The organism is Actinacidiphila sp. bgisy145 (assembly GCF_057708125.1).
This window is the reverse complement of record NZ_JBYIRL010000022.1, coordinates 19,857-41,451: the sequence shown is the minus strand read 5'-3', so window position 1 is coordinate 41,451 and position 21,595 is coordinate 19,857. Positions and strand designations below refer to the sequence as shown.

Below are 21,595 nucleotides of genomic sequence, written 5' to 3'. Positions count from 1 at the left end.
ACGCGGGCTCCGGCCGCTTCGTCGGAGCGGCCTGAGCCCGTACTGTGGTGCGGCCCCGGGCGGGGGCGCGGGAGGAGGGGACGACGTGAACGTGGGCAGGGGGCGGTCCGCCGCGGCCGCGTGGGTCGAGCGGTACGCCCGGCCGGACGCGGGCTTCCGCGGGGCGTACTTCAGCGGCTCGACGGTCGGGCTGCCGGACGGCGCCGAGCTGGCACCGTCCTCCGACGTCGACGTGGTGGTCGTCACCGCCGCGGACGCCCCGCCGGCCAAGCCGGGCAAACTCCGCCACCGCGGTGTCCTCCTGGAAGTCAGCTACCTGCCCTGGTCGCTGCTCGCCACCGCCGACGGCGTCCTCGGGTCCTACCACCTGGCGGGCAGCTTCCGCACCGACTCCGTCATCGACGACCCCACCGGGCACCTGCGCGCCCTGCACGCCGACATCGCGGCGCGGTTCGCCGCGCTGCCCTGGGTCCGCCGCAGGTGCGAGGACGCCCGCCGGCGGATCGAGACCGGCCTCGCGGCCCTCGACCCCGCCGCGCCCTTCCACCAGCAGGTGACGTCCTGGCTCTTCCCCACCGGCGTGACCACCCACGTCCTGCTGGCCGCCGCGCTGCGCAACCCGACGGTGCGGCTGCGCTACCCCGCCGCACGCGTGGCCCTCGCCGACCACGGACTCCCGGGCCGCTACCCCGAGTTGCTGGACCTCCTCGGCTGCCGGCAGCTGACCGCCGACCGCGTCCGGCACCATCTGGCCGCGCTCGCCGAGACGTTCGACGCCACCGCCGCCGCGGCCCGCACCCCGTTCTTCTTCAGCAGCGACATCACCGCGGCCGCCCGCCCGATCGCCATCGACGGCAGCCGGGACCTCATCGACCGCGGCGACCACCGCGAAGCCGTCTTCTGGATCATCGCGACGTTCGCCCGCTGCCACACGATCCTGGCGGCGGACGCCCCCGGCCTGCACCGCGCCCTGTCCCCCGCCTTCCGCGCGGCCGTCGCCGACCTCGGCATCACCTCCACCGCGGACCTCCTGGCCGGCGCCCAGCGGACCCTGCGCTTCCTGCCCCGCCTGTGGGGGACCGCCGAGGACGTCATGGCCGCCAACCCCGGCATCCACGGGTAGTCGGCGAACTCCCGCTGCGGGGAGGCCCGTTCACCGACCGCCCGGTGAGCCGCCGAACGCCTTGCAACGCCATGTCCCCAGGCGTCTGCCAGACGTTAGCGTTGCCATCCATGGGCGCAGTAGTTGTCACCATCACGGCAGGTTTCGCCGGGTACCTCGTCACCTACTTCAACAGCCTGCGGTTGACGCAGCGGCAGGAACGGCTGGCGCGGGTGAACCGCCAGCTCTCCGAGTTCTACGGGCCGCTTCTCGCATTGGTTGAGGTCAACAGCCGTCTGTATCAAGCCTTCAGCGAGAAGCACCCCCGCCCCGAAGGACGCGAGCCGCTGTCCCACCAGGACGAGCAGGTCGAATGGCGGCTGTGGATCAACACCGTCTTCCTGCCCACTCACCGCGCCATCCGCGACCTCGTCAACGCCAAAGCGGACCTGATGGACGAAGCCGAAATGTCCCCCCTCCTTTTGGAGGTCTACGCGCACGCAGCCTGGCACGAACTGTCCGCCGCGAAATGGGAATGCGGGGACCTGACCATCGAGCACCCGCCACGCGCGTTCCCGGCAACCGCGATACGCGCCTACGCCCGCGAGAACTTCGCACGCCTCAAGTCCGAGCAGACAGCTCTCCTTGGACGGCAGCGCCGGCCAGGCAGACGTACTGCCACCCGACGCTAGCTGCGTTCGGCGGGGCATCAACGCTCCCACGGGGCATGTGAGTGATGGCGGCCCAGGTGATCAGTGATTCGGAGTGCTGGATGAGGCGTTCATAGCCGCGGGCGTGTCTGCGGGCGTGCTGATCCAGGCGTGGGAGCGCTCCACGGCCCAGCGGCGGGGCAGGACGACGCATCCGGGGACGTTCTTCGGATCGTCCCCCACCACGAGCCCGGCCTCCTCCCGCAGCTCCCGGCGCAGCGCGGCCCGCGGGGTCTCCCCCGCCTCGATCCCCGCCGCCGGGCGCCGCCCGCAACACGGTTCCGCCCAGGGGAGGAGGAGGTTCGCGCCTGGTGAGAGGTTTCCGTCCGAGGCGGCGCTCACCCCCTGTCGAGTTCCTGGCGCAGCGTGGCGGCGATGCGGGTGAGCGCGGTGGTGAGGTGGCGCCGCTGAGCGGCGGTGAGTGGGTCGAACACGAGCCGTTTGACCTGGGCGACGTGTTCCGGCGCGCTCTCGGCGAGTTTCTGCCGGCCGGCGTCGGTGAGGGTGGCGAGGGTGTACCGGCCGTCGCCGTGGTCGGGGCGGCGGGTGACCCAGTCGCGCGCCTCGAAGCGGTCCATGACCTTCGACAGGCGCGGCTGGGTGCTGTCGCAGTCCCGCGCCAGCTCACTGAGCCGCATCGTGTCCCCATCCGCCATGGACAGCCGGGCCAGCACCCCGTACTCGAAGTTGGAGACACCCGCGTCTCGCTGCAACTGGCGGTCGAGGGTCGCGGGGAGGGCGATCACGACTGTCAGCAGCGCCTGCCACAGGGCCTGCTGTTCGTCGTCGAGCCAGGGTGACGGCGTGTCCATGAACCCCATCGTACTTGCCCAGGCAACCCACGTCACATGCCTCGGCAACCCCGTGATCACTTGCCCGGTCAAGTGACATCACTTGCCTGGGTAACTCCTTTCGGAGTATCTTCTCACTTGCCTCGGCAAGGAAAATCGCTTGCCCAGGCAAGTCAAGGAGCTGATCACTGTGCCGCCGGCAACCAATCTGACCTCGCCTCTCGCATCACGCGGACCCGCCGCGGCGTACGACGACCTGCTCGCCCGGGTCCTGCCCCAGGCACGCGAGCAGAGGATGTGGGAGCCGTCGGACGGACCCCTGCCCAGCCTCTTCGTCAGCCACGGGGCCCCGTTCACCCTCGACGATCCGCAGTGGCTCGATGCCCTCTTCGACTGGGGCCGGTCGCTGCCCAAACCGCGGGCCATCGTCGTCGTCTCGGCCCACTGGGAACAGGCGCCGGTCGCGATCTCCGGGGCTGCGGCCGGCACCCCGCTGCACTACGACTTCGGCGGCTTCCACCCCCGCTACAAGACCCTCCCCTACGCGACCCCGGACGCCACCGACCTGGCCCGGCGCCTGGCGGGCCTGATGGGCCCCACGCCGGTGCACCAGTTCACCGGCCGCGGCCTCGACCACGGCGCCTTCATCCCGCTCATGGCCATGTACCCCGCGGCCGACGTCCCCGTCGTGCAGCTATCCATGCCCAGCCTCGACGCCGACGACCTGCTCGGCCTCGGCGCGCGGCTGCGGCCCCTGCGCGAAGAAGGCATCCTCGTGCTCGGCTCGGGCTTCATGACCCACAGCTTCGCCGTCTTCCGCCAGCCGGAACTCGCCGCCGCCACCACTGCCTTCGACGCGTGGGCCGTCGACGCCCTCTCCCGGGGCGACGCCGACGCCCTCATCGACTACCGCGGCAAGGCGCCCGGCGCCGACATCGCCCATCCCACCGCCGACCACTTCGTCCCGCTGCTGTGCTCCCTCGGCGCAGCCGACGACCCCAGCAGCGCGATCAGCACCATCGACCGCATGGTGATGGGCAACTCGACCCGGTCGCTGCAACTGACCTGAACACCTCGACACCCCGGTCGACGTGCTCCACCCTCACGCCCGATCGCCCGATCGCCCGATCGCCCGATCGCCCCATCGCCCCATCCGCGGCGACGGCATCAACACACCCAGGAGAAAACCCTCATGAAGGCCATGCGTTTCCACGAGTTCGGCGGCACCGAGGTCCTGCGCTTCGAAGACGTGGACCGGCCCGTTCCCGGCGCCGGGCAGGTGCTGGTCCGGGTCGCGGCCACCTCGTTCAACCCGGTCGACGACCACATCCGCGCCGGCCACCTGGCCGAGCTCATGCCGACCCCCCTCCCCTACGTGACCGGGATCGACCTCGCGGGCACCATCACCGAACTCGGCGCGGGTGTGACGGGCCTGGAGGTCGGCGACCATGTCGTGGCCATGCTGCCCCTGGACACCGCCGGCGGCGCCGCCGAGTACGCCGTCGTCCCGGCCGACTCCATCGCACCGGCGCCGAAGACCCTCGCCCTGGCCGACGCCGCGGCGCTGCCGCTGACCGGCCTCGCGGCCTGGCAGACGGTGTTCGAACTGGCCGAGCTGAAGCCCGGTCAGAAGGTCCTGGTCAACGGGGCCGCAGGCGCGGTGGGCAGCATCGTGGTGCAGCTCGCCGTCGACGCGGGAGCGCACGTGACCGCGGTGGACGGCCCGCAGCACGCCGACCGCCTCCTGGGCTACGGCGCGGAGCGCGTCGTCGAGCCCCTCCACCTCGCCGCCGGTCCGGCCGCCGTGGGAGGCCCCTTCCAGGTCGTGGTGAACCACGTGCGGCACTCCCCGGAAGACCTCGCGCGGCTGACGGCCTACGTCGCCGACGGCGGCGTCGCCGCCAGCAGCGGTGGCGCGATTCCCGAGGACCCCGCCCGCGGCGTGCGCAACGCGAACTTGTGGGTCCGCCCCGACGGCGCCCAGCTGGCCGAGCTGGCCGCCAAGGTGGACGCCGGCAAGCTCCGGGTCCACGTGGCCGCCCGCCGTCCGGTGACCGAACTCGCCGCCGTCCACCAGGACGCCGCCGCCGGGCGACTGCCCGGCAAGACGGTCATCCTCGCCCCCTGACCCCCACGGTCCCGCACTGCCGGCGACACCACCGGATCTCCTTTCTCGTCCCACCGGCGAGAAAGGAGATCCGCTCCGCCACCACCGGCGGCGGGCAGGGTGCCTCGGCGTCCTCGCAGCGACGCGCGACCACGTTGACCAGGGAGGATGGCACGCGGGCGCGGCTCCGGGAACGGCTCAACAGACCGGCCCGCGGCCGGAGGCCAAGGAAAAGCTTGTTCGGTAGCCGGAGTGGCTGCCCGGAGTGCTGGCGGTCCTCCGCCGCGGCGGCCTGAACGTCCGAGCCCGCGCGGCGGCGGCCCCCGCCGCCGGTCAGGTCCCCGCGCAGCAGCCGTCCCCGGTGGCGGCACGCGGGCCGTCGCCGCGCGCGCCGAGGGTGTCGGCGTCGGCCTTGACGACGTAGACCTCCCAGGGCTCCCGGCCCGGACCGTGCACCCAGACCTTGTCCTGGAGGGCGTAGCAGCAGGACGTGTCGCCCTCCTCGAAGGTGGCCAGGCCGGCGGTCCTCAGGCGGGTGGTGGCGGCGTCGACCTGCTCGGTGGACTCCACCTCGACGCCGAGGTGGTCCAGGCGGGTGTCGTGGCCGGGCTCCCCCTCGATCAGGACGAGCTTGAGCGGGGGCTCGGTGAGGGCGAAGTTGGCGTAGCCCGGGCGCCGCTTGGCCGGTTCGGCGCCGAAGAGCTTCGTGTAGAAGGCGATCGACGCCTCCAGGTCGCTGACGCGCAGGGCGAGTTGAGCGCGGGACATGGCGGGACTCCCATCAGCGTGCATTGATATCTGTCGATACAAGCTTGCGCCGTGGATCGAAGGCCGTCAATATAGAAGTATGTCGAAGCAAGAGCTGGTGGTGCTGGGCCAGGACGACGACGGCGGCACCGGATGCTGCCCCGGGCTGCTGACCGCGCCGCTGGAAGAGGAGCAGGCGGCCGAGCTGGCGGCGGTTTTCAAGGCGCTGGGCGACCCGGTCCGGTTGCGGCTGCTGTCGATGATCGCCTCGCGGGCGGGCGGCGAGGTCTGCGTGTGCGACCTGACCCCGGCGTTCGACCTGTCGCAGCCGACGATCTCGCACCACCTCAAGCTGCTGAAGCAGGCCGGCCTCATCGACAGCGAACGCCGCGGCACCTGGGTCTACTACCGCCCCCTGCCCGCCACCACCGACCGCCTCGCCGCCCTCCTCACCCGCCCCGCGGGCGAACCGCTGCCCGCGGTCCCGGAAAGCGCCCGATGAGCGCCCCTTCGGCCCGCGGGGGTGTGGCGAAGGGGCTGTCGTTCCTCGACCGCTACCTGGCCGCCTGGATCGCGGCCGCGATGGCCGCCGGAATCGGCCTGGGCCGTGCGGTGCCGGGCCTGGGCAGCAGGCTGTCCGGCGCCACCGTCGCCGGGGTGTCCGCGCCGATCGCGCTCGGGCTGCTGGTGATGATGTACCCGGTGCTGGCCAAGGTCCGCTACGACCGGATCGGCGCGGTCACCCGCGACCGACGCCTGCTGGTGCCGTCGCTGCTGCTGAACTGGGTCGCCGGCCCGGCCCTGATGTTCGCGCTGGCCTGGCTCCTCCTGCCGGACCTGCCCGCCTACCGCACCGGCCTGATCATCGTGGGCCTGGCCCGCTGCATCGCGATGGTCGTCATCTGGAACGACCTCGCGTGCGGCGACCGCGAGGCCGCGGCGGTCCTGGTCGCGCTGAACTCCGTCTTCCAGGTCCTCGCGTTCTCCCTGCTGGGCTGGTTCTACCTCACCGTGTTCCCGGGGTGGCTCGGCCTGCGGCAGACCGGCCTTGACGTCTCGGCGTGGACCCTCACCCGCAGCGTGCTGGTCTTCCTCGGCGTTCCGCTCGCCGCCGGCTACCTCACCCGCCGGCTCGGCGAACGGGCGCGCGGCCGCACCTGGTACGAAGCCGCGGTCGTCCCCCGCATCGGCCCGTTCGCCCTGTACGGGCTGCTGTTCACCGTCGTCGTGCTCTTCGCGCTCCAGGGCCGCGCGATCACGTCGCACCCCTGGGACGTCGTCCGCGTCGCCCTGCCCCTGCTGGCGTACTTCGCCCTCATGTGGACCGGTTCCATGGCCCTGGGCCGCGCCGTCGGACTCGGCCACGCCCGCGCCACGACGCTGGCCTTCACCGCGGCGGGCAACAACTTCGAACTCGCCATCGCGGTCGCCGTCGCCACCTTCGGCGCCGCCTCGGGCCAGACCCTGGCCGGAGTGGTCGGCCCGCTCGTCGAGGTCCCCGCGCTCATCGGCCTCGTCCACGTCGCCCACCACGCCCGCCGCCACTTCGCCGTCCCCGCCGCGGCCGCGGCTCCGGAGGAACCCGCCCATGCCTGAACACGCCCCGCCCTCGGTCCTCTTCGTCTGCGTGCACAACGCGGGCCGCTCGCAGATGGCCGCCGCCTACCTCACGCTTCTGGCAGGAGAGCGGGTGCGGGTCCGGTCGGCGGGTTCGCTGCCCGCCGACGAGGTCGATCCCGCGGTGGCGGCCGCCATGGCCGAGGTCGGCGCCGACCTCTCCGCCGAGGTGCCCAAGGTCCTGACCGCACAGGCCGTCGAGACGTCCGACGTCGTGGTCACGATGGGGTGCGGGGACGCCTGCCCGGTCTTCCCCGGCAAGCGCTACCTGGACTGGGCGCTCCCGGACCCCGCCGGGCGGGGCGTGGCCGCGGTACGGCCGATCCGCGACGAGATCGAGCGGCGCGTACGCCGTCTGCTCGCGGAACTCGGCATCGCGGTCTGACGGGGCGCCCCGCACCCGCGCCGATGCGCGCGGGCCGGCGGGGCGCCCCGGCGGAGCCCTACGCCGTGGTCGGGAATAGGCGCAGCGCCTGCGCGGCCGCGGCCGCCGCACCGACCAGCCCGGCGTCCGTACCGAGCTTGGCGGGCACCACCTCGACGCCCGCGGCGAAGGAGAGCGTGGCGTACCGCGCCAGGTGCTCGCGCAGCGGGTCGAAGAGCAGCGGCCCGGCCGCGGAGACGCCGCCGCCGATGACGGCGACGTGGATCTCCACGAGCGTGGCGGTCGCCGCGATCCCGGCGGCGAGCGCCTGGGCGGCCCGGTCGAACGACGCCAGCGCGACGGCGTCCCCGCGGCGCGCGGACTCCGCGACGGACGCGGCCGTCGGCGCCGCGCCGGGCAGCGGCCGCCAGCCCTCGTCCAGGGCGCGCCGCGCGATGTTCGGCCCGCTGGCGATCCGCTCCACGCAGCCGCGCGACCCGCACGGGCAGCGGTCGCCGTCGAGATCCACGCTGATGTGCCCGATGTGCCCGGCGTTGCCGGTCGGCCCGGGCAGCAGCGCGCCGCCGAGCACCAGCCCGCCGCCGACGCCGGTGGACACCACCATGCACAGCGCGTTGTCGTAGCCGCGCGCGGCGCCCTGCCAGTGCTCGGCCGCGGTCATCGCGACCCCGTCACCGGTCAGGACGACGGGCAGGCCGCCGACGGCTTCCGAGACCCGCGGCACGAGGGGGAACTCGCGCCAGCCGGGCACGTTGACCGGGCTGACGGTGCCCTGTGCCGCGTCCACCGGCCCGGCGCTGCCGATGCCGACCGCCACGACCCCGCCCCACTGCGCGGCGGTCCGGAGTTCGGAGAGCACCGCTCTGACCGCGCTCATCACCAGTTCGCCGTCCGGGCCGCCGGGCGTGGGGCGCAGTGCGCGCGCCAGCAACCGCCCCTCGGCGTCGATGAGGGCTCCGGCGATCTTGGTGCCGCCGATGTCCAGTGCGGCCACGAGCGGACCGGTCGCGCTGTCAGGGTGCATCGCTGCGGCGTCTCCTTGTGCGTTGTGCGTGCGTGGTGCCCGCGGTGGGGGTGTGCGTGCGTGTCGTGCGTCGTGCATGTCATACGGGGTGCGTGCGTGGCGCGTGGTGCGCGCGGGGTACGTCGTGCGTGGTGCGGGGACGTGCGTACGTACGTCGTACGTGTCAGTCGGACGCCGTACGCGGCGTATGCGTTCCGTCACGGCGGAGCCGATACGCAGCGTGAGCGTTCGATCGCTTTGTGTTCATCCGGTGCTGGTTGCGGGCTCCCTGTCGGCAAGGGTGCGGACGAGGGTAGTCTCGCCTGATCGTGACAACGTTGTCCATCTCTTGTCGCAGGGAATACTACGACCGTGACCCAAACACCTGGACGTGCACCCCGGCCCACGATGAAGGATGTCGCCGCGCGGGCGGGCGTCGGCCTCAAGACGGTGTCGCGGGTGGTGAACGAGGAACCCGGTGTCACGCCCGACACCGCCGCCCGGGTGCAGGCCGCCATCGACGCGCTCGGCTTCCGGCGCAACGACAGCGCGCGGCTGCTGCGGACCCGGCGTACGGCGAGCGTCGGACTGGTGCTGGAGGACCTGGCGGACCCCTTCTACGCCGCGCTGAGCCGGGCCGTGGAGGACGTGGCGCGGTCGCACGGCGCGCTGCTGTTCACCGGGTCCAGCGCGGAGGACCCGCGCCGGGAGCAGGAGCTGGTGCTCGCGTTCTGCGCGCGCCGGGTGGACGGCCTGGTCGTGGTGCCCGCCGGGGACGACCACCGCTACCTGCTGCCGGAGATCGCCGCCGGGGTCGCGACGGTCTTCGTCGACCGGCCGGCCGGGCGGCTGGACGCGGACGTGGTGCTCACCGACAACGCGGGCGGCACCCGGGAGGGCGTGGCGCACCTGATCGCGCACGGCCACCGCAGGATCGGCTTCATCGGCGACCAGCCGGGCATCCACACCGCGGGCGAGCGCCTGCGCGGGTACCGCGAGGCGATGGCGGCGGCCGGGCTGCCGATCCGCCCGGAGTGGTACGCGATGGGCCCGACGACGCCCGAGCGGGTCGAGGCGGCGCTCGACGCGATGCTGGGCGGTGCCGAGCCGGTGACGGCGCTGTTCGCGGGGAACAACCGGGTCACGGTCACCGCGGTGCGGGTGCTGGCGGGGCGGCTGGAGCGGATCGCGCTGGTCGGCTTCGACGACTTCGAACTGGCCGACGTCCTCGACCCGGCGATCACCGTGGTCGCCCAGGACGCCCCGGGCATCGGCCGGGTGGCCGCGCAGCAGCTCTTCCGCCGGCTGGACGGCATCATCTCCGAGGGCACCAGCCGCACCGAGCTGCCCGTACGGCTGATCGCCCGCGGCTCCGCCGAGTTCCCGCCCCCGCGGTAAGCGGGGCCCGGCCGGGCCCTGTCCGGGTCGGGCCCGGTTCACCGGGCGAGCGCGGCGCATACGTCGCCGGTCAGCCGGTCGGCGTCGTCGAGGGCGGCTGCAAGTGCATCCGGGCCGGTGCCGAGCGCGGCGAACAGCCGCTGCGCGCGGGCCGCGAAGTCCGCGGGGGCGCCGGCGAGTTGACCGGCCGCCCGCACCGCGCCCTTCTCGTTGAGCACCCAGCTGCCGGCGTGGGCGTGGAGCGCGTGCACCAGGAGCCCGACGGCGCGGAAGAGGCATCCGGCGACGTAGAAGGCGTCGCCGCGGGCCGCCCCTTTGCGCGCGCCGGCCAGGATGAACGGCGCCTCCCAGCGGGCGTTGGCGACGAGGGCTTCGCGCAGCGGCTGCGGGTAGTGGCGCACCTGCTCCTTTAGGGCCCGGATCTCGCCGCCGGGGTCGGCCAGTACGCGCCCGACGGCCACCTCGCCGACGTAGGCGTGGGAGTACACGCCCAGCGGGTGGCCGGGTTGGGTGCCGATCTCGAAGTGCCCCTGCTGGCACTCCCGCCAGATCCGGTGCACCCGGTCCAGGTCGCGGTAGATCCAGTCGACGCGGTGCCCGTCGACGGTCAGCCAGGCGCCGCCGTCCACCCACGGCCCCCACCCGCCCGGCTCGGTCACCTCCACGGGCGCACCGGTCAGTTCGGCCGCCAGCGACCGCAGCTCCGCGGTGTCCAGCGGCTGCCGGTAGTACAGCCCGAGGTCGTAGTCGGAGCCGGGGCCATGCGCCCCCACCGCCCGGCTCCCGCCCAGGCACACCCCGACCACCCCGCCCACCCGCGCCAGCCGCTCCCCGACCTCCACCAAGCGCTCCATGGACCCAGTCTGCAAGCGTCGTGCCCCGCCCGCCGCGCATTTTCGTACCGCGGATCACCCCGACCGCGCATCGCCCCACCCCGCGGATCGCCCGGACCGCGGGGCAACCGTACGACGCGGGGCGTCACGGCGCGCGGGCGTACCGTGAGGGCGTGGCAAACGAGGATCTGGGGCGGACGCTGCGGCGCCTGCGGAGACCGGCGGGTCTGACGCAGGAGGAACTGGCGGAACGCTCCGGCGTTTCGGTCGACGTCATCCGGCAGTTGGAGCAGCGGCGCAAGCACTCCGCTCGGCTGCCCACGTTGCACGCCCTGGCGAACGGTCTGGGGGTGGAGCTGACGACGCTGCTCGGGGACCCGCCGGGGCTCGCGGCCGGCGGCGACCACGACGGCCCGCGTTTTGTCGCGGTACGCCGGGCGATCATGCCGCCGCTGTGGGGCCCCGGGCCGCCCCCGCCCGAGGCCGACTTCTCGCCGGACCGGCTGCGGGAACGGATCGCCGACGCCTGGACGCATTACCACGCGGCCGAGTTCGACACCGTCATGAAGGTACTTCCCGACCTGATCGCCGACGCGCGGTCGGCCGCCGCCGGCAGCGAGGCAGGCCGGGCGGACGGATTCGCCGCCCTGGGCAAGGCGCTTCAGCTCGGCGGGCACGTCGCGGTGCGCATGGGGAAGACCGACCTGGCGCTGACCGGCCTGGAGCGCGCGATCGAGGCAGCCGAGCGCTCGGCGGACCCGCTGCTCGTTCCCATGATCGTGAACTCCGTCGCGTGGACCTACCAGCGGCAAGGCCGGCTCGCCGACGCCCTCGACGTCGCCGAGCGCGCCGCCGGCGCGATGCAGGAGGCCGGGCACACCGGCACCGCCGACGGGCTCAAGGTGTGGGGCGGCCTGACCATGAGCGCGGCCACGTCCGCCGCGCGCAGCGGCGACTACGAGCGCGCGGCAGCGATGATGGAGACGGCCGAGAGGCAAGCGGCCCGCGTGTCCAAACTGCCCGCCGGGACCGACCACCGGATGATCAGCGTCTTCAGTCCGTCGTCCGTCCGCATCGAGCGGGTACGGCTGGCCGTCCAGTACGGCCACTCCGCCCAGGCCCTGGAACTGGCCGAGGGCATGCGGCTGTCCAAGGACACCCCCGCGTCGTGGCGGACCTGGCTGCTGCTCGACGTCGCGCGCGCCCACACCGACCTCGGGGACGCGCCCGGCGCCGTCCGGACCCTCGAATCCCTGCGCCGCGTCGCCCCGACGTGGATGCAGCACCACACCCTCGCCGTCGCCGTCGTCCGCGACCTGTGGTCCCTCCCCAACCACCCGCCCGGCCTCCGTTCCCTGGCCGAGTTCCTGGGCATCGTCGCTTAGCGTCCCGAAAGTAGTACGCAGCGTCCCTGTCGCCCCCTCCCCCGGACAGAAAGCCTGGACCCGCACACCCCGGACTCACCGACGAGCCGGGGCCGACGTCCACGCAGGTGCGATGAAGGACCGGCGACCGCCCATGAGCACAGACAGCGCAGCAGAGGGAACCGGCTGGGAGTGGTTGTCGGCGAGGGAGCTGTACGCGAGCGAACTGGCCCACCGGCGGCAGCAGTCGGGAATGACGCTGGTCCAGCTCGCAGAGCTGTGCCACTACGAGCAGTCGTACCTGCACCGGTTGGAGCGCGGAACACGCCTGGGCACGCTGGAGACGGCAAGCGCGCTGGACCGCGTCTACGGGACCGGGGAGTTGCTGGCAAAGCTGTGGCACCTGGCGAAGCGGGAGAGCAGGGACAGGCCGTTCCTGGGGCTGGCGTCGCTGGAGGCGGGCGCGGCCGGCATCCAGGAGTACGCCGTCAGCGCGGTACCCGAGCTGCTCCAGGTCCGCGCCTACGCCGAGGAGCAGCTTCGCGCCTGCCGTCCGGGCAGCGGGCAGAAGTTGGACGCGCAGGTCGCCGCGCGGCTGAAGCGCCAGGAGCGGCTGACCGGTCAGGACCCTGTGCACTACCGGGCGTTGATCGACGAAGCGGTGCTGCGCCGCGAAGCCCGTGACCCGCAGACGGGCGCACCGTCGCCTACGCCCGGAGCAGTTGCGGCAGCCGCCTGCTCGGAGACCCCGAGGACGTGGAGCCGCTCCGACTCGCCTATGACGTCCTGCGGGACACCGCGCTCGCCCCGGCGGAGTCGCTGGCCTTCCTCCGTCGCCTGTTCGACGGGCACAGCGCCGACGGGGGTCGGCCGTGAGGGGCCGGGTCAGGCGGGCGTACCCGGGGTGGCCAGGGCGGTCAAGGTCGGGAGGGGGAGGGGGAGTTCGGCCGGGGTGAGGGCGCCGGCGTGGAGGCCGCGCAGGAGGTGGGCGGCCAGGGCGCGGGCGGTGGCGGGCTCGTCGAGGACGGCCGGGGCGGGGGCGGCGGCGCGGGAGGCGTAGGCGGCGAGGCGGGCGGCGACGGCGGGCAGGCTCTCGCGGTAGAAGGCGTAGGCGGCCGCGTAGCGGGTCGGGAGGTGGGCGGGGTGCATGTCCCAGCCCTGGTAGTAGGCGCGGGCCAGGGAGCGGCGCACCAGGCCGTAGTGGAGCCGCCAGGCGGCGTGCACGTCGGCGGTGGAGCCGACCGGGAGCACATTGGTGGAGCCGTCGGACAGGCGTACGCCGGTGCCCGCGGCGGCGACCTGCATGACGGCCTTGGCGTGGTCGGCGGCGGGGTGGTCGGGGGCCTGGTGGGCGGCGCTGACCCCGCAGGCCGCGCTGTAGTCGAAGGTGCCGTAGTGCAGTGACGTCACGCGGCCGGCGGCGGCGTCGATGAGGCGGGGCACGGTGGCGGTGCCGTCGGGCCCCAGGACTGCCTGGGTGGTCTCGATCTGGATCTCGAAGCCGAGCCGCCCCTCGGGCAGTCCGGCCGCCCGCTCGAACTCCCCGCACAGCTCGGCCATCGCGGCGACCTGCTCGGGGAAGGTGACCTTGGGCAGGGTGAGGACGAGCCCGTCGGGGAGCGGGCCGGCGTCGAGCAGGGTGGTGAGGAACAGGTCGAGGGTGCGGATGCCGCGGTCGCGTACGGCGGCCTCCATGCACTTCATGCGGATGCCGGCGTAGGGCGGGGCGGTGCCGTCGGCGGCCGCGGCGGCGAGGGTGCGGGCGGCGGTGACGGCCGCGGCGTCCTCCTCGGCGTCCGGGCGCACCCCGTAGCCGTCCTCGAAGTCGATCCGCAGGTCCTCCACGGGCTCGCGGCGCAGCTTGGCGCGGACCCGTTCGTGGACGTCGGCGGCGAGTTCGCCGGTCAGGCCGAGTACGGCGCCGAACGCGGCGGCGTCGGGCGCGTGGGTGTCGAGCGCGGCCAGCGCCTGGTCGCCCCAGGAGCGTACGGTGCCGGCGTCGTAGGCGTCGGCGGGCACGTAGACGGTGTGCACGGGCTGGCGGGTGGCGCGCTCGCCGGGGTAGCGGCGGGCCAGTTCGGCGTCGGTGGCGGCCAGCGCGGCACCGATCCGCGTGCGTACGGCGTCCGCGAGTGTCGTTTCGGCCGGCATCTGCGCCCTCCCCGGATTTCAAGAAACTTCAACAAACCGTTGAAGCGCAAGCTAGCGGGGGCGGGCGGGGCGGTCAACAGCGCCACCGGCCCCCGCACGCGTGAGGCGTACGGGGGCCGGGGCGGCGCTGGTGCGGCTCAGCCCTTGCGGGCCTTGACCTCTTCGGTCAGCTGCGGGACGACGTTGAACAGGTCGCCGACCACGCCGTAGTCGACGAGGTCGAAGATCGGCGCCTCGGCGTCCTTGTTGACCGCGACGATCGTCTTCGAGGTCTGCATGCCGGCGCGGTGCTGGATCGCGCCGGAGATCCCGTTGGCGATGTACAGCTGCGGGGAGACTGACTTGCCGGTCTGGCCGACCTGGTTGCTGTGCGGGTACCAGCCGGCGTCCACCGCGGCGCGCGAGGCGCCGACCGCGGCACCGAGCGAGTCGGCGAGCGCCTCGATCACGGCGAAGTTCTCCGCGCCGTTGACCCCGCGGCCGCCGGAGACCACGATCGCGGCCTCGGTCAGCTCCGGGCGGCCGGAGGACTTGCGCGGGGTGCGCGAGACGACCTTGGTGCCGGTGGCCAGCTCACCGAAGGCGACGGTCAGCGGCTCCACGGCGCCGGCGGCGGCCGCGGGCTCGACCGGGGCGGCGTTCGGCTTGACGGTGATGACCGGGGTGCCCTTGCTCACCACGGACTTGGTGGTGAAGGCGGCGGCGAACACCGACTGGGTGGCGACCGGGCCGTCGGCGCCGGCCTCGACGTCGACGGCGTCGGTGATCAGGCCCGAGCCGAGCCGCAGCGCCAGGCGGGCGGCGATCTCCTTGCCCTCCGCGGAGGACGGCACCAGGATCGCGGCCGGGCCGACGGCCTCGGCGGCGGCCTGGAGCGCGTCGACCTTCGGGACGACGAGGTAGTCGGCGAACTCCGGCGCGTCGGCGGTCAGGACGCGGGTGGCGCCGTGCTCGCCGAGGACGGCCGCGGCGGCCTCGGCGCCGGGGCCGAGGTGGACCGCGACGGGCTCGCCCAGCCGGCGGGCGATGGTGAGCAGTTCGAGGGTCGGCTTGCGGACGGCACCGTCCACGTGGTCGACGTAGACGAGGACTTCAGCCATGGGAATCGTTCTCCTGCGGTTCGGGAAGGGGCGGCGGCCGGCGGATCGGGGCGGCGCGGACTCAGATGAACTTCTGCGCGGCCAGGAACTCGGCGAGCTGCTTGCCGCCCTCGCCCTCGTCCTTGACGATCGTGCCGGCGGTGCGCGCCGGGCGCGCGGTGGCGTCCTGCACGGCGGTCCAGGAGCCGCCGAGCCCCACCTCGGCCTCGTCCACGCCCAGGTCGGACAGGTCGAGCGTCTCCAGCGGCTTCTTCTTCGCGCCCATGATGCCCTTGAAGGACGGGTAACGGGCCTCGCCGGACTGGTCGGTGACCGACACCAGGGCCGGCAGCGCCGCCTCCAGCTCCTCGCTGGCCACGTCGCCGTCGCGGCGGCCGGTGACCTTCCCGCCGGCGACCGCGACCTCGGACAGCAGCGTCACCTGCGGGATGCCCAGCCGCTCGGCCAGCAGCGCGGGCACCACGCCCGCGGTGCCGTCGGTGGAGGCCATGCCGGTGACGACCAGGTCGTACCCGATGTGCTCGATGGCCTTGGCCAGCACCAGGGAGGTGCCGATGACGTCGGTGCCGTGCAGCGCGTCGTCCTCGATGTGCACGCCCTTCGCCGCGCCCATCTGGAGGGCCTTGAGCACCGCGCCGCGCGCGTCCTCGGGGCCGACGGTGACCGCGGTGACCTCCGCGTCGTCGGCGGCCTCGGCGATCTGGAGCGCCTGCTCCACGGCGTACTCGTCCAGCTCAGACAGCAGGCCGTCGACCGCGTCGCGGTCGGTGGTCAGGTCCTCGGCGAAGTGACGGTCGCCCGTGGCGTCGGGCACATACTTCACTGCGACTACGATCCTCAAGCTCACGCCTGCTCTCCTACTGCTTCCGTCCTGCACGTCTTCGTGAACTGCCCAGATTAGGGCCTGGGCGCGCGCGGTGGCCGCGTTCTGCCAGGGCGCGGCAACTGCCCCTGCGAATATATTACTCGTCAGTACACAGAGGTGCGGGTCCCTCCGCAAGGCCCGCGAACTGTGACGTGCCCGACCCGCGCCCCGCCACACCCGGTGGCCGGAAAGCGCCGGCGGCCGTCCGCTCAGACCGCCGCGCCCAGCGCGGCGATCACGTCGGCCCGGCGCGGCTGCCCGGCGGCGCGGCGCACCACCGCGCCGTCCGCGTCGAGCACGAGGACCGTCGGCGTCTTCAACACGTCCAGCCGCCGCACGAGTTCGAGGTGCGCCTCGGCGTCGATCTCCACGTGCCGCACCCCTTCCACCATGCCCGCGACCTCGCCGAGTATGCGGCGGGTGGCGCGGCAGGGCGCGCAGAAGGCGCTGGAGAACTGCACCAGCGTGGCCCGCTCGCCCAGCGGCTCCCCGAGGTCGCCCGCCGTCAGCCGCTGCCCGCCGTCCTTGGCCCGCACCCTGATCCTCCCGTCCCTGCGCCGGTGCACCAGTCCGTAGCCGCCGGCGACGACGAGCACGGCGAGGCAGACGATCGCTCCGACCATGCCGCCCACTCCCCTTCCGCCACCGGCCCGTCCGCTGCGCGCCGCGGGCACTCTCCGCTCCATGTGCCTATGGGCCCGCCGCCCACGGCAAGCCCTACCGGGCAAGCGTTCACAGGACCGCAATGATTCCCGCGGCTCCGGCGTGTCGCGGGTGGGTGATGATTCCAGCCATGGAGATCGATGTGCGCGGCCCCCGCTTCGGCGCCGCGGTGACCACGGTGGTGCTGGCGGTGGTGCTGGTGACCGGCAGCGGCTGGCTGCTGGCCGCGCAGGCGGTGGTCTTCGCGGTCGGCGCGGCCGCCGGGGTGGCCAGGTCGCCGTACGGCTGGGTGTTCCGCACCCTCGTCCGGCCGCGGCTCGGGCCGCCGGCCGGGACGGAGGACGCGGCGCCGCCGCGCTTCGCGCAGGCCGTCGGGCTGTTCTTCGCGGCGCTGGGCACGGTCGGCTACCTGGTCGGGCCGCAGTGGCTGGGGCTGGCGGCGACTGGGTGCGCGCTCGCCGCCGCCTTCCTCAACGCGGCCTTCGCCTACTGCCTGGGCTGCGAGATGTACCTGCTGCTGAAGCGGGCCACGACCGCCTGAGTGCCGCCGCCCGGTCACGGCAGCCCGGTCGGCAGCCGCGCGGCCAGTTCCGTACGGCTGCCGGCGCCGCGCAGTGCGGCGAGCACCGGCGCGGGCGGGGCGGCGTACACCGCCGGGTAGTCCAGCTCGTCGTACGCACGCCGTACGGGGAAGGCCAGTTGCTCCCGGTCGAGGCGGAAGCGGGCGTCGACCCCCGGCTTGTTGCCGCGCGGGTCCTGCCGCGCCCAGCGGCCGGTGCCGGGCAGCAGCAGCGCGATCAGCCCGTGCAGGACGGTGCCGCCGCCGTCGTCCGCGAGCCGCTGGTAGCACAGCCCGGCGGGGATGCCCTCGGCGCGCAGCAGCGCCACCAGGGCGTGGGACTTGGCGTAGCAGATGCCGTTGCGGGTGGCCAGCACCTCCGAGGCGCGCAGGCTCACCCGGTCGTCGCCGCTGTCGAAGGTGTGCGGCACCTCGTCGCGTACGTAGGTGTACGCCGCTTCCGCATATTCATACGGTCCGGGCGCGCCGGCGCGCAGCAGTGCGGCGGTGCGCAGGACCTGCGGGTGGCCGTGGTCGATGACGTCGTCGGCGCGCAGATACGCCGACGGGTCGGCGGTCTCCGGTACGGGCTCCATGGTGGGGAGCCTAGGGAGCCACCGACCCGTCGGTCAATGAGTTTGCATGCGACAGCATATCCATGCGGCCGGCCGTCGCGCGGTGGTCGCGGGGTCGCGGGCCGCCTCAGCCGGCCCGCATCTCCTCGGCGATGGCAGCGGCGAAGCCGTCCACGTCCGCCTCGGTGGTGTCGAAGGAGCACATCCAGCGCACCTCGCCGGTCGCCTCGTCCCAGAAGTAGAAGCGGTAGCGCTTCTGGAGCCGCTCGCTGACCTCGCGGGGCAGCAGCGCGAACACCGCGTTGGCCTGCACCCGCTGGGTGACCGTCACGCCGTCGATGCCGCTCACCGCGCGCTCCAGCCGGCGGGCCATCGCGTTGGCGTGGGAGGCGCTGCGCAGCCACAGGTCGCCTGCGAACAGCGCCTCGAACTGCACCGACACGAAGCGCATCTTGGAGGCGAGCTGCATGGACAGCTTGCGCAGGTGCTTGAGCGCGCGGACCCGCTCGGGGTTGAGCACGACCACGCACTCGCCGAGCAGCAGGCCGTTCTTGGTGCCGCCGACGGACAGGATGTCCGCGCCCGCCTCGGTGGTGAAGGCGGCCAGCGGCCGGCCCAGGCTCGCGGCGGCGTTGGCGATCCGGGCGCCGTCGATGTGCACGGCCATGCCCAGCGCGTGGGCGTGGTCGCAGATCGCCCTGATCTCCTCGGGCGTGTAGCAGGTGCCCAGTTCGGTGCTCTGGGTGATCGACACCACCTGCGGCTGCGCGCGGTGCTCGTCCTCGAAGCCGTACGCCTGCCGGTCGATCAGCTCGGGGGTGAGCTTGCCGTCCTGCGTCGGCACGGTGAGCAGCTTCAGCCCGCCGACGCGCTCGGGCGCCCCGCACTCGTCCACGTTGATGTGTGCGGACTCCGCGCAGACCACCGCGCCCCAGCGCTCGGTGACCGCCTGGAGGGCGGTGACATTGGCGCCGGTGCCGTTGAAGACCGGGAAGACCTCCGCGGTGGGGCCGAAGTGGCCGCGGAAGAGCTCCTGGAGGTGGTCGGTGTACGCGTCGGCGCCGTAGGACACCTGGTGCCCGCCGTTGGCCAGGGCGAGGGCGGCCAGCACCTCGGGGTGCACCCCGGCGTAGTTGTCGCTGGCGAAGCCCCGGATGTCCGGGTCGTGCCGCCGTACGGCGTCGGTGCGGCCGCCGGGGGCGGCGGCGGGGTCGAGAGGGTCGGTCACGGTCGGGGCGTCAGCCACTGTCGGGTCCCGTTCACTTGCTGGGGGCTTGCGTGCCAGACGTCCGCGATCGCGTCGGCGAGGTCGCGTACGTCGGTGAAGCCGGCGAATTTGGCGTTCGGGCGCTGGGCCCGCATCTCATCGTGCACCAGCGCCTTGATCACCAGGACAGTGGCCGCCGCAGTGGGATTCTCGCCGCCGAGCTTGCGGAAGGAGTCGCCCATCGCCAGCGTCCATGCCTCGGCCGCCGCCTTGGCCGCCGCGTAGGCGGCGTTGCCGGCGGTGGGCGCGCTCGCGCCGGCCGCGCTGATCAGGACGTAGCGCCCGCCGGGGCTGCGCAGCAGGCCGTCGTGGAAGGCGAGCGTGGTGCGCTGCACGGTGCGCACCAGCAGGTCGTGCAGCAGGTCCCAGTCGGCGAGGTCGGTCTCGGTGAAGGTCGCGGAGCCGCGCCACCCGCCGACCAGGTGCACCAGGCCGTCGACCCGGCCGTGGGCCTTCTCGATCCGCCCGGCCCACTCCCGCGTGCCGTCCAGGTCCAGCAGGTCCACCACCTCGCCGGTGATGTCCGCGCCGCCCGCGTCGTAGCGCGCGGCGTCGACCGCCTGCGCGAGCCGCTCGGGGTCCGCGTCGGCGGCGATCACATGGCTGCCGGCCCGGGCCAGCTGCTGGAGCACCGCCCGGCCGGCCGGACCGCCCGCGCCCGCGACCGCGATCACCGCGCCGTCGAGCCCTCCCGCGTACGTCTCGGTCGTCATCTCCGCCTCCTCGCCGGCACCGGTCACGCGGCACCTCGCAGCGCGCTGTCGCCGGTGATCCCCTTGGTCGAGGCGATCACCTCACGGAGCTTCTTGGCAAGGGCCTCGTAGAACATGCTGAGCGGAAACTCGTCCGGCAGCACGTCGTCCACCAGCTTGCGCGGCGGGAGCGACAGGTCCAGGGCACCGGCGCCCTTGGCCCAGACGGAACCGGGGTGGGGGGACAGGTAGGTCGCGACCAGGTCGTAGGCGGCCAGCCAGTGCACGAGCTTGGGCCGGTCGATGCCGTCGCGGTAGAGGGCCTCGATCTCGCCGCACAGCTGGTTGGTGACCTGGGGGGCGCGCTCCCAGTCGATGTGCAGGGTGTTGTCCGTCCAGCGTACGGCGTCGTGCTTGTGCAGGTAGGCGAAGAGCAGCTGGCCGCCGAGGCCGTCGTAGTTGCGGACCCGCTCGCCGGTGACCGGGAAGCGGAAGAGCCGGTCGAAGAGGATCGCGTACTGCACGCCCAGGCCCATCGGGTGGCCCTCCGCCTGGAGCTTGACCGCCTCCTTGAAGGAGGTCAGGTCGCAGCGCAGCTCCTCCAGGCCGTACATCCAGAACGGGGCGCGCTGCTTGATCATGAACGGGTCGAACGGCAGGTCGCCGTGGCTGTGGGTGCGGTCGTGGATCATGTCCCACAGCACGTAGGTCTGCTGGGCGAGCTGCTGGTCCTCGACCAGGCGGGCGGCCTCCTCGGGCAGCTCCAGGCCGAGGGTGTCCACGGCGGCGGAGGTCACCGCGCGGAAGCGGGCGGCCTCGCGGTCGCAGAAGATCGCGCCCCAGGTCCAGCGCTCGGGGACGCTGCGCACCGCGACGGTCTCGGGGAAGAGCACCGCGGAGTTGGTGTCGTAGCCGGGGGTGAAGTCCTCGAAGGTGATCGGCACGAAGAGCGGGTTGTCGTACCGGGTGCGCTCCAGTTCGGCGAGCCACTCCGGCCACACCACGCGGAAGACCACGGCCTCCAGGTTGCGGTCCGGGTTGCCGTTCTGGGTGTACATCGGGAAGACGACCAGGTGCTGGAGGCCGTCGCGCCGGTCGGCGGCGGGCTGGAACGCCAGCAGGGAGTCCAGGAAGTCCGGTACCGCGAAGCCGCCGTCGGCCCAGCGGCGCAGGTCGGTGGCGAGCGCGCGGTGGTAGGCCGCGTCGTGCGGCAGCAGGGGGGCGAGCTGTTCGAGGGCGTCCACGACGCGGCCCAGGGTCCGGGCGGCGTCGTCGCGGGAGGGCGCGTCCTCGGCGTCGAAGTCGATCGAGCCGTCCTTCTTCTGCCACGGCCGGATCGCCTCGACGGCCTGCTTCAGCACCGGCCACTGAGGGTGCCCGAGCACGCCGTCGCCGGATATCCCGCCTCCGGTTGCCACCTTCGACGAAAGAACTTCGCCCATGACCCCTCCTCCACGAAAGAAACTGTCGTGCGAACAGCGTAGTCACGCCCGGGCCCCGCCTTCAAGGCCACCCCCTTGAAAACGTCCTGCCCAAGCCGCCGAAAGCCGTTGATTTTACGGTTCGATGCCAGGATGGGTCGCTAAAAGTTGCGGCGCGCGCCCAGGTGTGCAGCCGAAGAACCCCTCGGCCACCGCACGGTCACCGCCCGGCCGCACCCGCGCAC

General features: G+C 73.5%; 22 protein-coding genes and 3 pseudogenes. 11 read left to right on the top strand and 14 right to left on the bottom strand.

Translation table 11 applies throughout. The features are described from left to right. The first annotated feature begins 85 nt into the window (after positions 1–85). Positions 86–1,123: a hypothetical protein gene (locus tag AC3ERT_RS20585; protein ID WP_435175900.1), complete on the top strand. Its 1,038-nt coding sequence runs from the start codon at positions 86–88 to the stop codon at positions 1,121–1,123. A gap of 110 nt (positions 1,124–1,233) precedes the next feature. Then, the gene (locus AC3ERT_RS20580; protein ID WP_435175898.1) at positions 1,234–1,794 is read left to right on the top strand and encodes a hypothetical protein; all 561 of its coding nucleotides are present in this window, start codon (positions 1,234–1,236) and stop codon (positions 1,792–1,794) included. On the opposite strand, the pseudogene AC3ERT_RS20575 reads toward AC3ERT_RS20580, so the two are convergent. The 3 genes and pseudogenes from AC3ERT_RS20575 to AC3ERT_RS20565 all read right to left on the bottom strand — a co-directional run. Next, a pseudogene (locus AC3ERT_RS20575) lies at positions 1,781–1,983 on the bottom strand (IS5-like element IS4811 family transposase); the annotation flags it as partial. The gene AC3ERT_RS20580 and the pseudogene AC3ERT_RS20575 overlap by 14 nt on opposite strands. Before the next feature lie 15 nt (positions 1,984–1,998). After that, positions 1,999–2,154: pseudogene (locus tag AC3ERT_RS20570) on the bottom strand (NUDIX domain-containing protein); the annotation flags it as partial. Next, the gene (locus tag AC3ERT_RS20565) at positions 2,151–2,624 is read right to left on the bottom strand and encodes a MarR family winged helix-turn-helix transcriptional regulator (RefSeq protein ID WP_435175896.1); all 474 of its coding nucleotides are present in this window, start codon (positions 2,622–2,624) and stop codon (positions 2,151–2,153) included. The gene AC3ERT_RS20565 and the pseudogene AC3ERT_RS20570, both read right to left, overlap by 4 nt. 139 nt (positions 2,625–2,763) lie before the next feature. On the opposite strand from AC3ERT_RS20565, the gene AC3ERT_RS20560 reads away from it, so the two are divergent. Both AC3ERT_RS20560 and AC3ERT_RS20555 read left to right on the top strand, forming a co-directional pair. Then, positions 2,764–3,672 (top strand): dioxygenase family protein, encoded by a 909-nt coding sequence (locus AC3ERT_RS20560; protein ID WP_435175894.1) that lies wholly within the window; start codon positions 2,764–2,766, stop codon positions 3,670–3,672. A gap of 123 nt (positions 3,673–3,795) precedes the next feature. Then, complete coding sequence (locus tag AC3ERT_RS20555; RefSeq protein WP_435175892.1) at positions 3,796–4,731, top strand: NADP-dependent oxidoreductase; 936 nt, start codon at positions 3,796–3,798, stop codon at positions 4,729–4,731. A 312-nt stretch (positions 4,732–5,043) separates the two neighbouring features. On the opposite strand, the gene AC3ERT_RS20550 is transcribed toward AC3ERT_RS20555, so the two are convergent. Continuing rightward, on the bottom strand, positions 5,044–5,478 hold the full coding sequence (locus AC3ERT_RS20550; RefSeq protein WP_435175890.1) for an ArsI/CadI family heavy metal resistance metalloenzyme: 435 nt from the start codon (positions 5,476–5,478) through the stop codon (positions 5,044–5,046). A gap of 79 nt (positions 5,479–5,557) precedes the next feature. Here AC3ERT_RS20550 and AC3ERT_RS20545 point away from each other — a divergent pair, with 79 nt between their 5' ends. From AC3ERT_RS20545 to AC3ERT_RS20535, 3 genes are read left to right on the top strand one after another with little or no spacing between them, the layout of a single operon-like run. Further along, entirely contained in the window at positions 5,558–5,959 is a 402-nt protein-coding gene (locus tag AC3ERT_RS20545; RefSeq protein ID WP_435175888.1) for an ArsR/SmtB family transcription factor, read from the top strand. Continuing rightward, entirely contained in the window at positions 5,956–7,053 is a 1,098-nt protein-coding gene (arsB, locus tag AC3ERT_RS20540) for an ACR3 family arsenite efflux transporter (protein WP_435175886.1), read from the top strand. The genes AC3ERT_RS20545 and arsB overlap by 4 nt, the downstream gene beginning before the upstream one ends. Beyond that, positions 7,046–7,459 carry an arsenate reductase ArsC gene (locus AC3ERT_RS20535; protein ID WP_435175884.1) on the top strand — a complete coding sequence of 138 codons (414 nt, stop codon included), beginning with the start codon at positions 7,046–7,048 and terminating at the stop codon, positions 7,457–7,459. The genes arsB and AC3ERT_RS20535 overlap by 8 nt, the downstream gene beginning before the upstream one ends. A gap of 58 nt (positions 7,460–7,517) precedes the next feature. Here AC3ERT_RS20535 and AC3ERT_RS20530 read toward each other — a convergent pair whose 3' ends face one another. Continuing rightward, positions 7,518–8,483 (bottom strand): ROK family protein, encoded by a 966-nt coding sequence (locus tag AC3ERT_RS20530; RefSeq protein WP_335980045.1) that lies wholly within the window; start codon positions 8,481–8,483, stop codon positions 7,518–7,520. Positions 8,484–8,870: 387 nt separating this feature from the next. Here AC3ERT_RS20530 and AC3ERT_RS20525 point away from each other — a divergent pair, with 387 nt between their 5' ends. Then, on the top strand, positions 8,871–9,860 hold the full coding sequence (locus AC3ERT_RS20525; protein ID WP_335980047.1) for a LacI family DNA-binding transcriptional regulator: 990 nt from the start codon (positions 8,871–8,873) through the stop codon (positions 9,858–9,860). Between the two features lie 38 nt (positions 9,861–9,898). Here the strand turns inward: AC3ERT_RS20525 and AC3ERT_RS20520 are convergent, their stop codons facing one another. Beyond that, on the bottom strand, positions 9,899–10,714 hold the full coding sequence (locus tag AC3ERT_RS20520) for a nucleotidyltransferase domain-containing protein (protein ID WP_335980048.1): 816 nt from the start codon (positions 10,712–10,714) through the stop codon (positions 9,899–9,901). Positions 10,715–10,866: 152 nt separating this feature from the next. On the opposite strand from AC3ERT_RS20520, the gene AC3ERT_RS20515 reads away from it, so the two are divergent. Continuing rightward, a complete protein-coding gene (locus AC3ERT_RS20515; protein ID WP_435175882.1) occupies positions 10,867–12,078 on the top strand; it encodes a helix-turn-helix domain-containing protein in 1,212 nt (403 codons plus the stop codon). 112 nt (positions 12,079–12,190) lie between these two features. Beyond that, a pseudogene (locus tag AC3ERT_RS20510) lies at positions 12,191–12,933 on the top strand (helix-turn-helix domain-containing protein). A gap of 9 nt (positions 12,934–12,942) precedes the next feature. On the opposite strand, the gene AC3ERT_RS20505 reads toward AC3ERT_RS20510, so the two are convergent. From AC3ERT_RS20505 to AC3ERT_RS20490, 4 genes are all read right to left on the bottom strand, one after another. Further along, positions 12,943–14,208, bottom strand: a complete 1,266-nt coding sequence (locus tag AC3ERT_RS20505; RefSeq protein WP_435175880.1) for a DUF6986 family protein — start codon at positions 14,206–14,208, stop codon at positions 12,943–12,945. A 137-nt stretch (positions 14,209–14,345) separates the two neighbouring features. Beyond that, a complete protein-coding gene (locus AC3ERT_RS20500; RefSeq protein WP_335980052.1) occupies positions 14,346–15,308 on the bottom strand; it encodes an electron transfer flavoprotein subunit alpha/FixB family protein in 963 nt (320 codons plus the stop codon). Between the two features lie 61 nt (positions 15,309–15,369). Continuing rightward, positions 15,370–16,155 (bottom strand): electron transfer flavoprotein subunit beta/FixA family protein, encoded by a 786-nt coding sequence (locus tag AC3ERT_RS20495; protein ID WP_435175878.1) that lies wholly within the window; start codon positions 16,153–16,155, stop codon positions 15,370–15,372. A gap of 227 nt (positions 16,156–16,382) precedes the next feature. Then, entirely contained in the window at positions 16,383–16,796 is a 414-nt protein-coding gene (locus AC3ERT_RS20490) for a thioredoxin family protein (RefSeq protein ID WP_335980056.1), read from the bottom strand. A 170-nt stretch (positions 16,797–16,966) separates the two neighbouring features. Between AC3ERT_RS20490 and AC3ERT_RS20485 the strand changes: the two genes are divergently transcribed. Continuing rightward, entirely contained in the window at positions 16,967–17,377 is a 411-nt protein-coding gene (locus AC3ERT_RS20485; RefSeq protein WP_435175876.1) for a DUF4395 domain-containing protein, read from the top strand. 14 nt (positions 17,378–17,391) lie between these two features. Here AC3ERT_RS20485 and AC3ERT_RS20480 read toward each other — a convergent pair whose 3' ends face one another. The 4 genes from AC3ERT_RS20480 to AC3ERT_RS20465 form a co-directional block, all read right to left on the bottom strand. Then, positions 17,392–17,991, bottom strand: coding sequence for a transglutaminase-like domain-containing protein (locus AC3ERT_RS20480; RefSeq protein WP_435175874.1), 600 nt, complete (start codon positions 17,989–17,991; stop codon positions 17,392–17,394). 106 nt (positions 17,992–18,097) lie between these two features. Further along, positions 18,098–19,216, bottom strand: coding sequence for a threonine aldolase family protein (locus AC3ERT_RS20475; protein WP_435175872.1), 1,119 nt, complete (start codon positions 19,214–19,216; stop codon positions 18,098–18,100). Beyond that, entirely contained in the window at positions 19,195–19,950 is a 756-nt protein-coding gene (locus AC3ERT_RS20470; RefSeq protein ID WP_435175870.1) for an SDR family NAD(P)-dependent oxidoreductase, read from the bottom strand. The genes AC3ERT_RS20475 and AC3ERT_RS20470 overlap by 22 nt, the downstream gene beginning before the upstream one ends. 23 nt (positions 19,951–19,973) lie before the next feature. Continuing rightward, positions 19,974–21,371 (bottom strand): DUF6421 family protein, encoded by a 1,398-nt coding sequence (locus tag AC3ERT_RS20465; RefSeq protein ID WP_335980065.1) that lies wholly within the window; start codon positions 21,369–21,371, stop codon positions 19,974–19,976. Positions 21,372–21,595 lie beyond the last annotated feature (224 nt).

Coding starts and splice junctions, on each gene's coding strand:
- AC3ERT_RS20580 (WP_435175898.1), top strand. CDS start 1,234: ATGGGCGCAGTAGTTGTCACCATCACGGCAGGTTTCGCCGGGTACCTC.
- AC3ERT_RS20485 (WP_435175876.1), top strand. CDS start 16,967: ATGGAGATCGATGTGCGCGGCCCCCGCTTCGGCGCCGCGGTGACCACG.
- arsB (WP_435175886.1), top strand. CDS start 5,956: ATGAGCGCCCCTTCGGCCCGCGGGGGTGTGGCGAAGGGGCTGTCGTTC.
- AC3ERT_RS20550 (WP_435175890.1), bottom strand. CDS start 5,478: ATGTCCCGCGCTCAACTCGCCCTGCGCGTCAGCGACCTGGAGGCGTCG.
- AC3ERT_RS20535 (WP_435175884.1), top strand. CDS start 7,046: ATGCCTGAACACGCCCCGCCCTCGGTCCTCTTCGTCTGCGTGCACAAC.
- AC3ERT_RS20480 (WP_435175874.1), bottom strand. CDS start 17,991: ATGGAGCCCGTACCGGAGACCGCCGACCCGTCGGCGTATCTGCGCGCC.
- AC3ERT_RS20500 (WP_335980052.1), bottom strand. CDS start 15,308: ATGGCTGAAGTCCTCGTCTACGTCGACCACGTGGACGGTGCCGTCCGC.
- AC3ERT_RS20530 (WP_335980045.1), bottom strand. CDS start 8,483: ATGCACCCTGACAGCGCGACCGGTCCGCTCGTGGCCGCACTGGACATC.
- AC3ERT_RS20490 (WP_335980056.1), bottom strand. CDS start 16,796: ATGGTCGGAGCGATCGTCTGCCTCGCCGTGCTCGTCGTCGCCGGCGGC.
- AC3ERT_RS20505 (WP_435175880.1), bottom strand. CDS start 14,208: ATGCCGGCCGAAACGACACTCGCGGACGCCGTACGCACGCGGATCGGT.
- AC3ERT_RS20565 (WP_435175896.1), bottom strand. CDS start 2,624: ATGGACACGCCGTCACCCTGGCTCGACGACGAACAGCAGGCCCTGTGG.
- AC3ERT_RS20525 (WP_335980047.1), top strand. CDS start 8,871: ATGAAGGATGTCGCCGCGCGGGCGGGCGTCGGCCTCAAGACGGTGTCG.
- AC3ERT_RS20465 (WP_335980065.1), bottom strand. CDS start 21,371: ATGGGCGAAGTTCTTTCGTCGAAGGTGGCAACCGGAGGCGGGATATCC.
- AC3ERT_RS20555 (WP_435175892.1), top strand. CDS start 3,796: ATGAAGGCCATGCGTTTCCACGAGTTCGGCGGCACCGAGGTCCTGCGC.
- AC3ERT_RS20470 (WP_435175870.1), bottom strand. CDS start 19,950: ATGACGACCGAGACGTACGCGGGAGGGCTCGACGGCGCGGTGATCGCG.
- AC3ERT_RS20545 (WP_435175888.1), top strand. CDS start 5,558: ATGTCGAAGCAAGAGCTGGTGGTGCTGGGCCAGGACGACGACGGCGGC.
- AC3ERT_RS20520 (WP_335980048.1), bottom strand. CDS start 10,714: ATGGAGCGCTTGGTGGAGGTCGGGGAGCGGCTGGCGCGGGTGGGCGGG.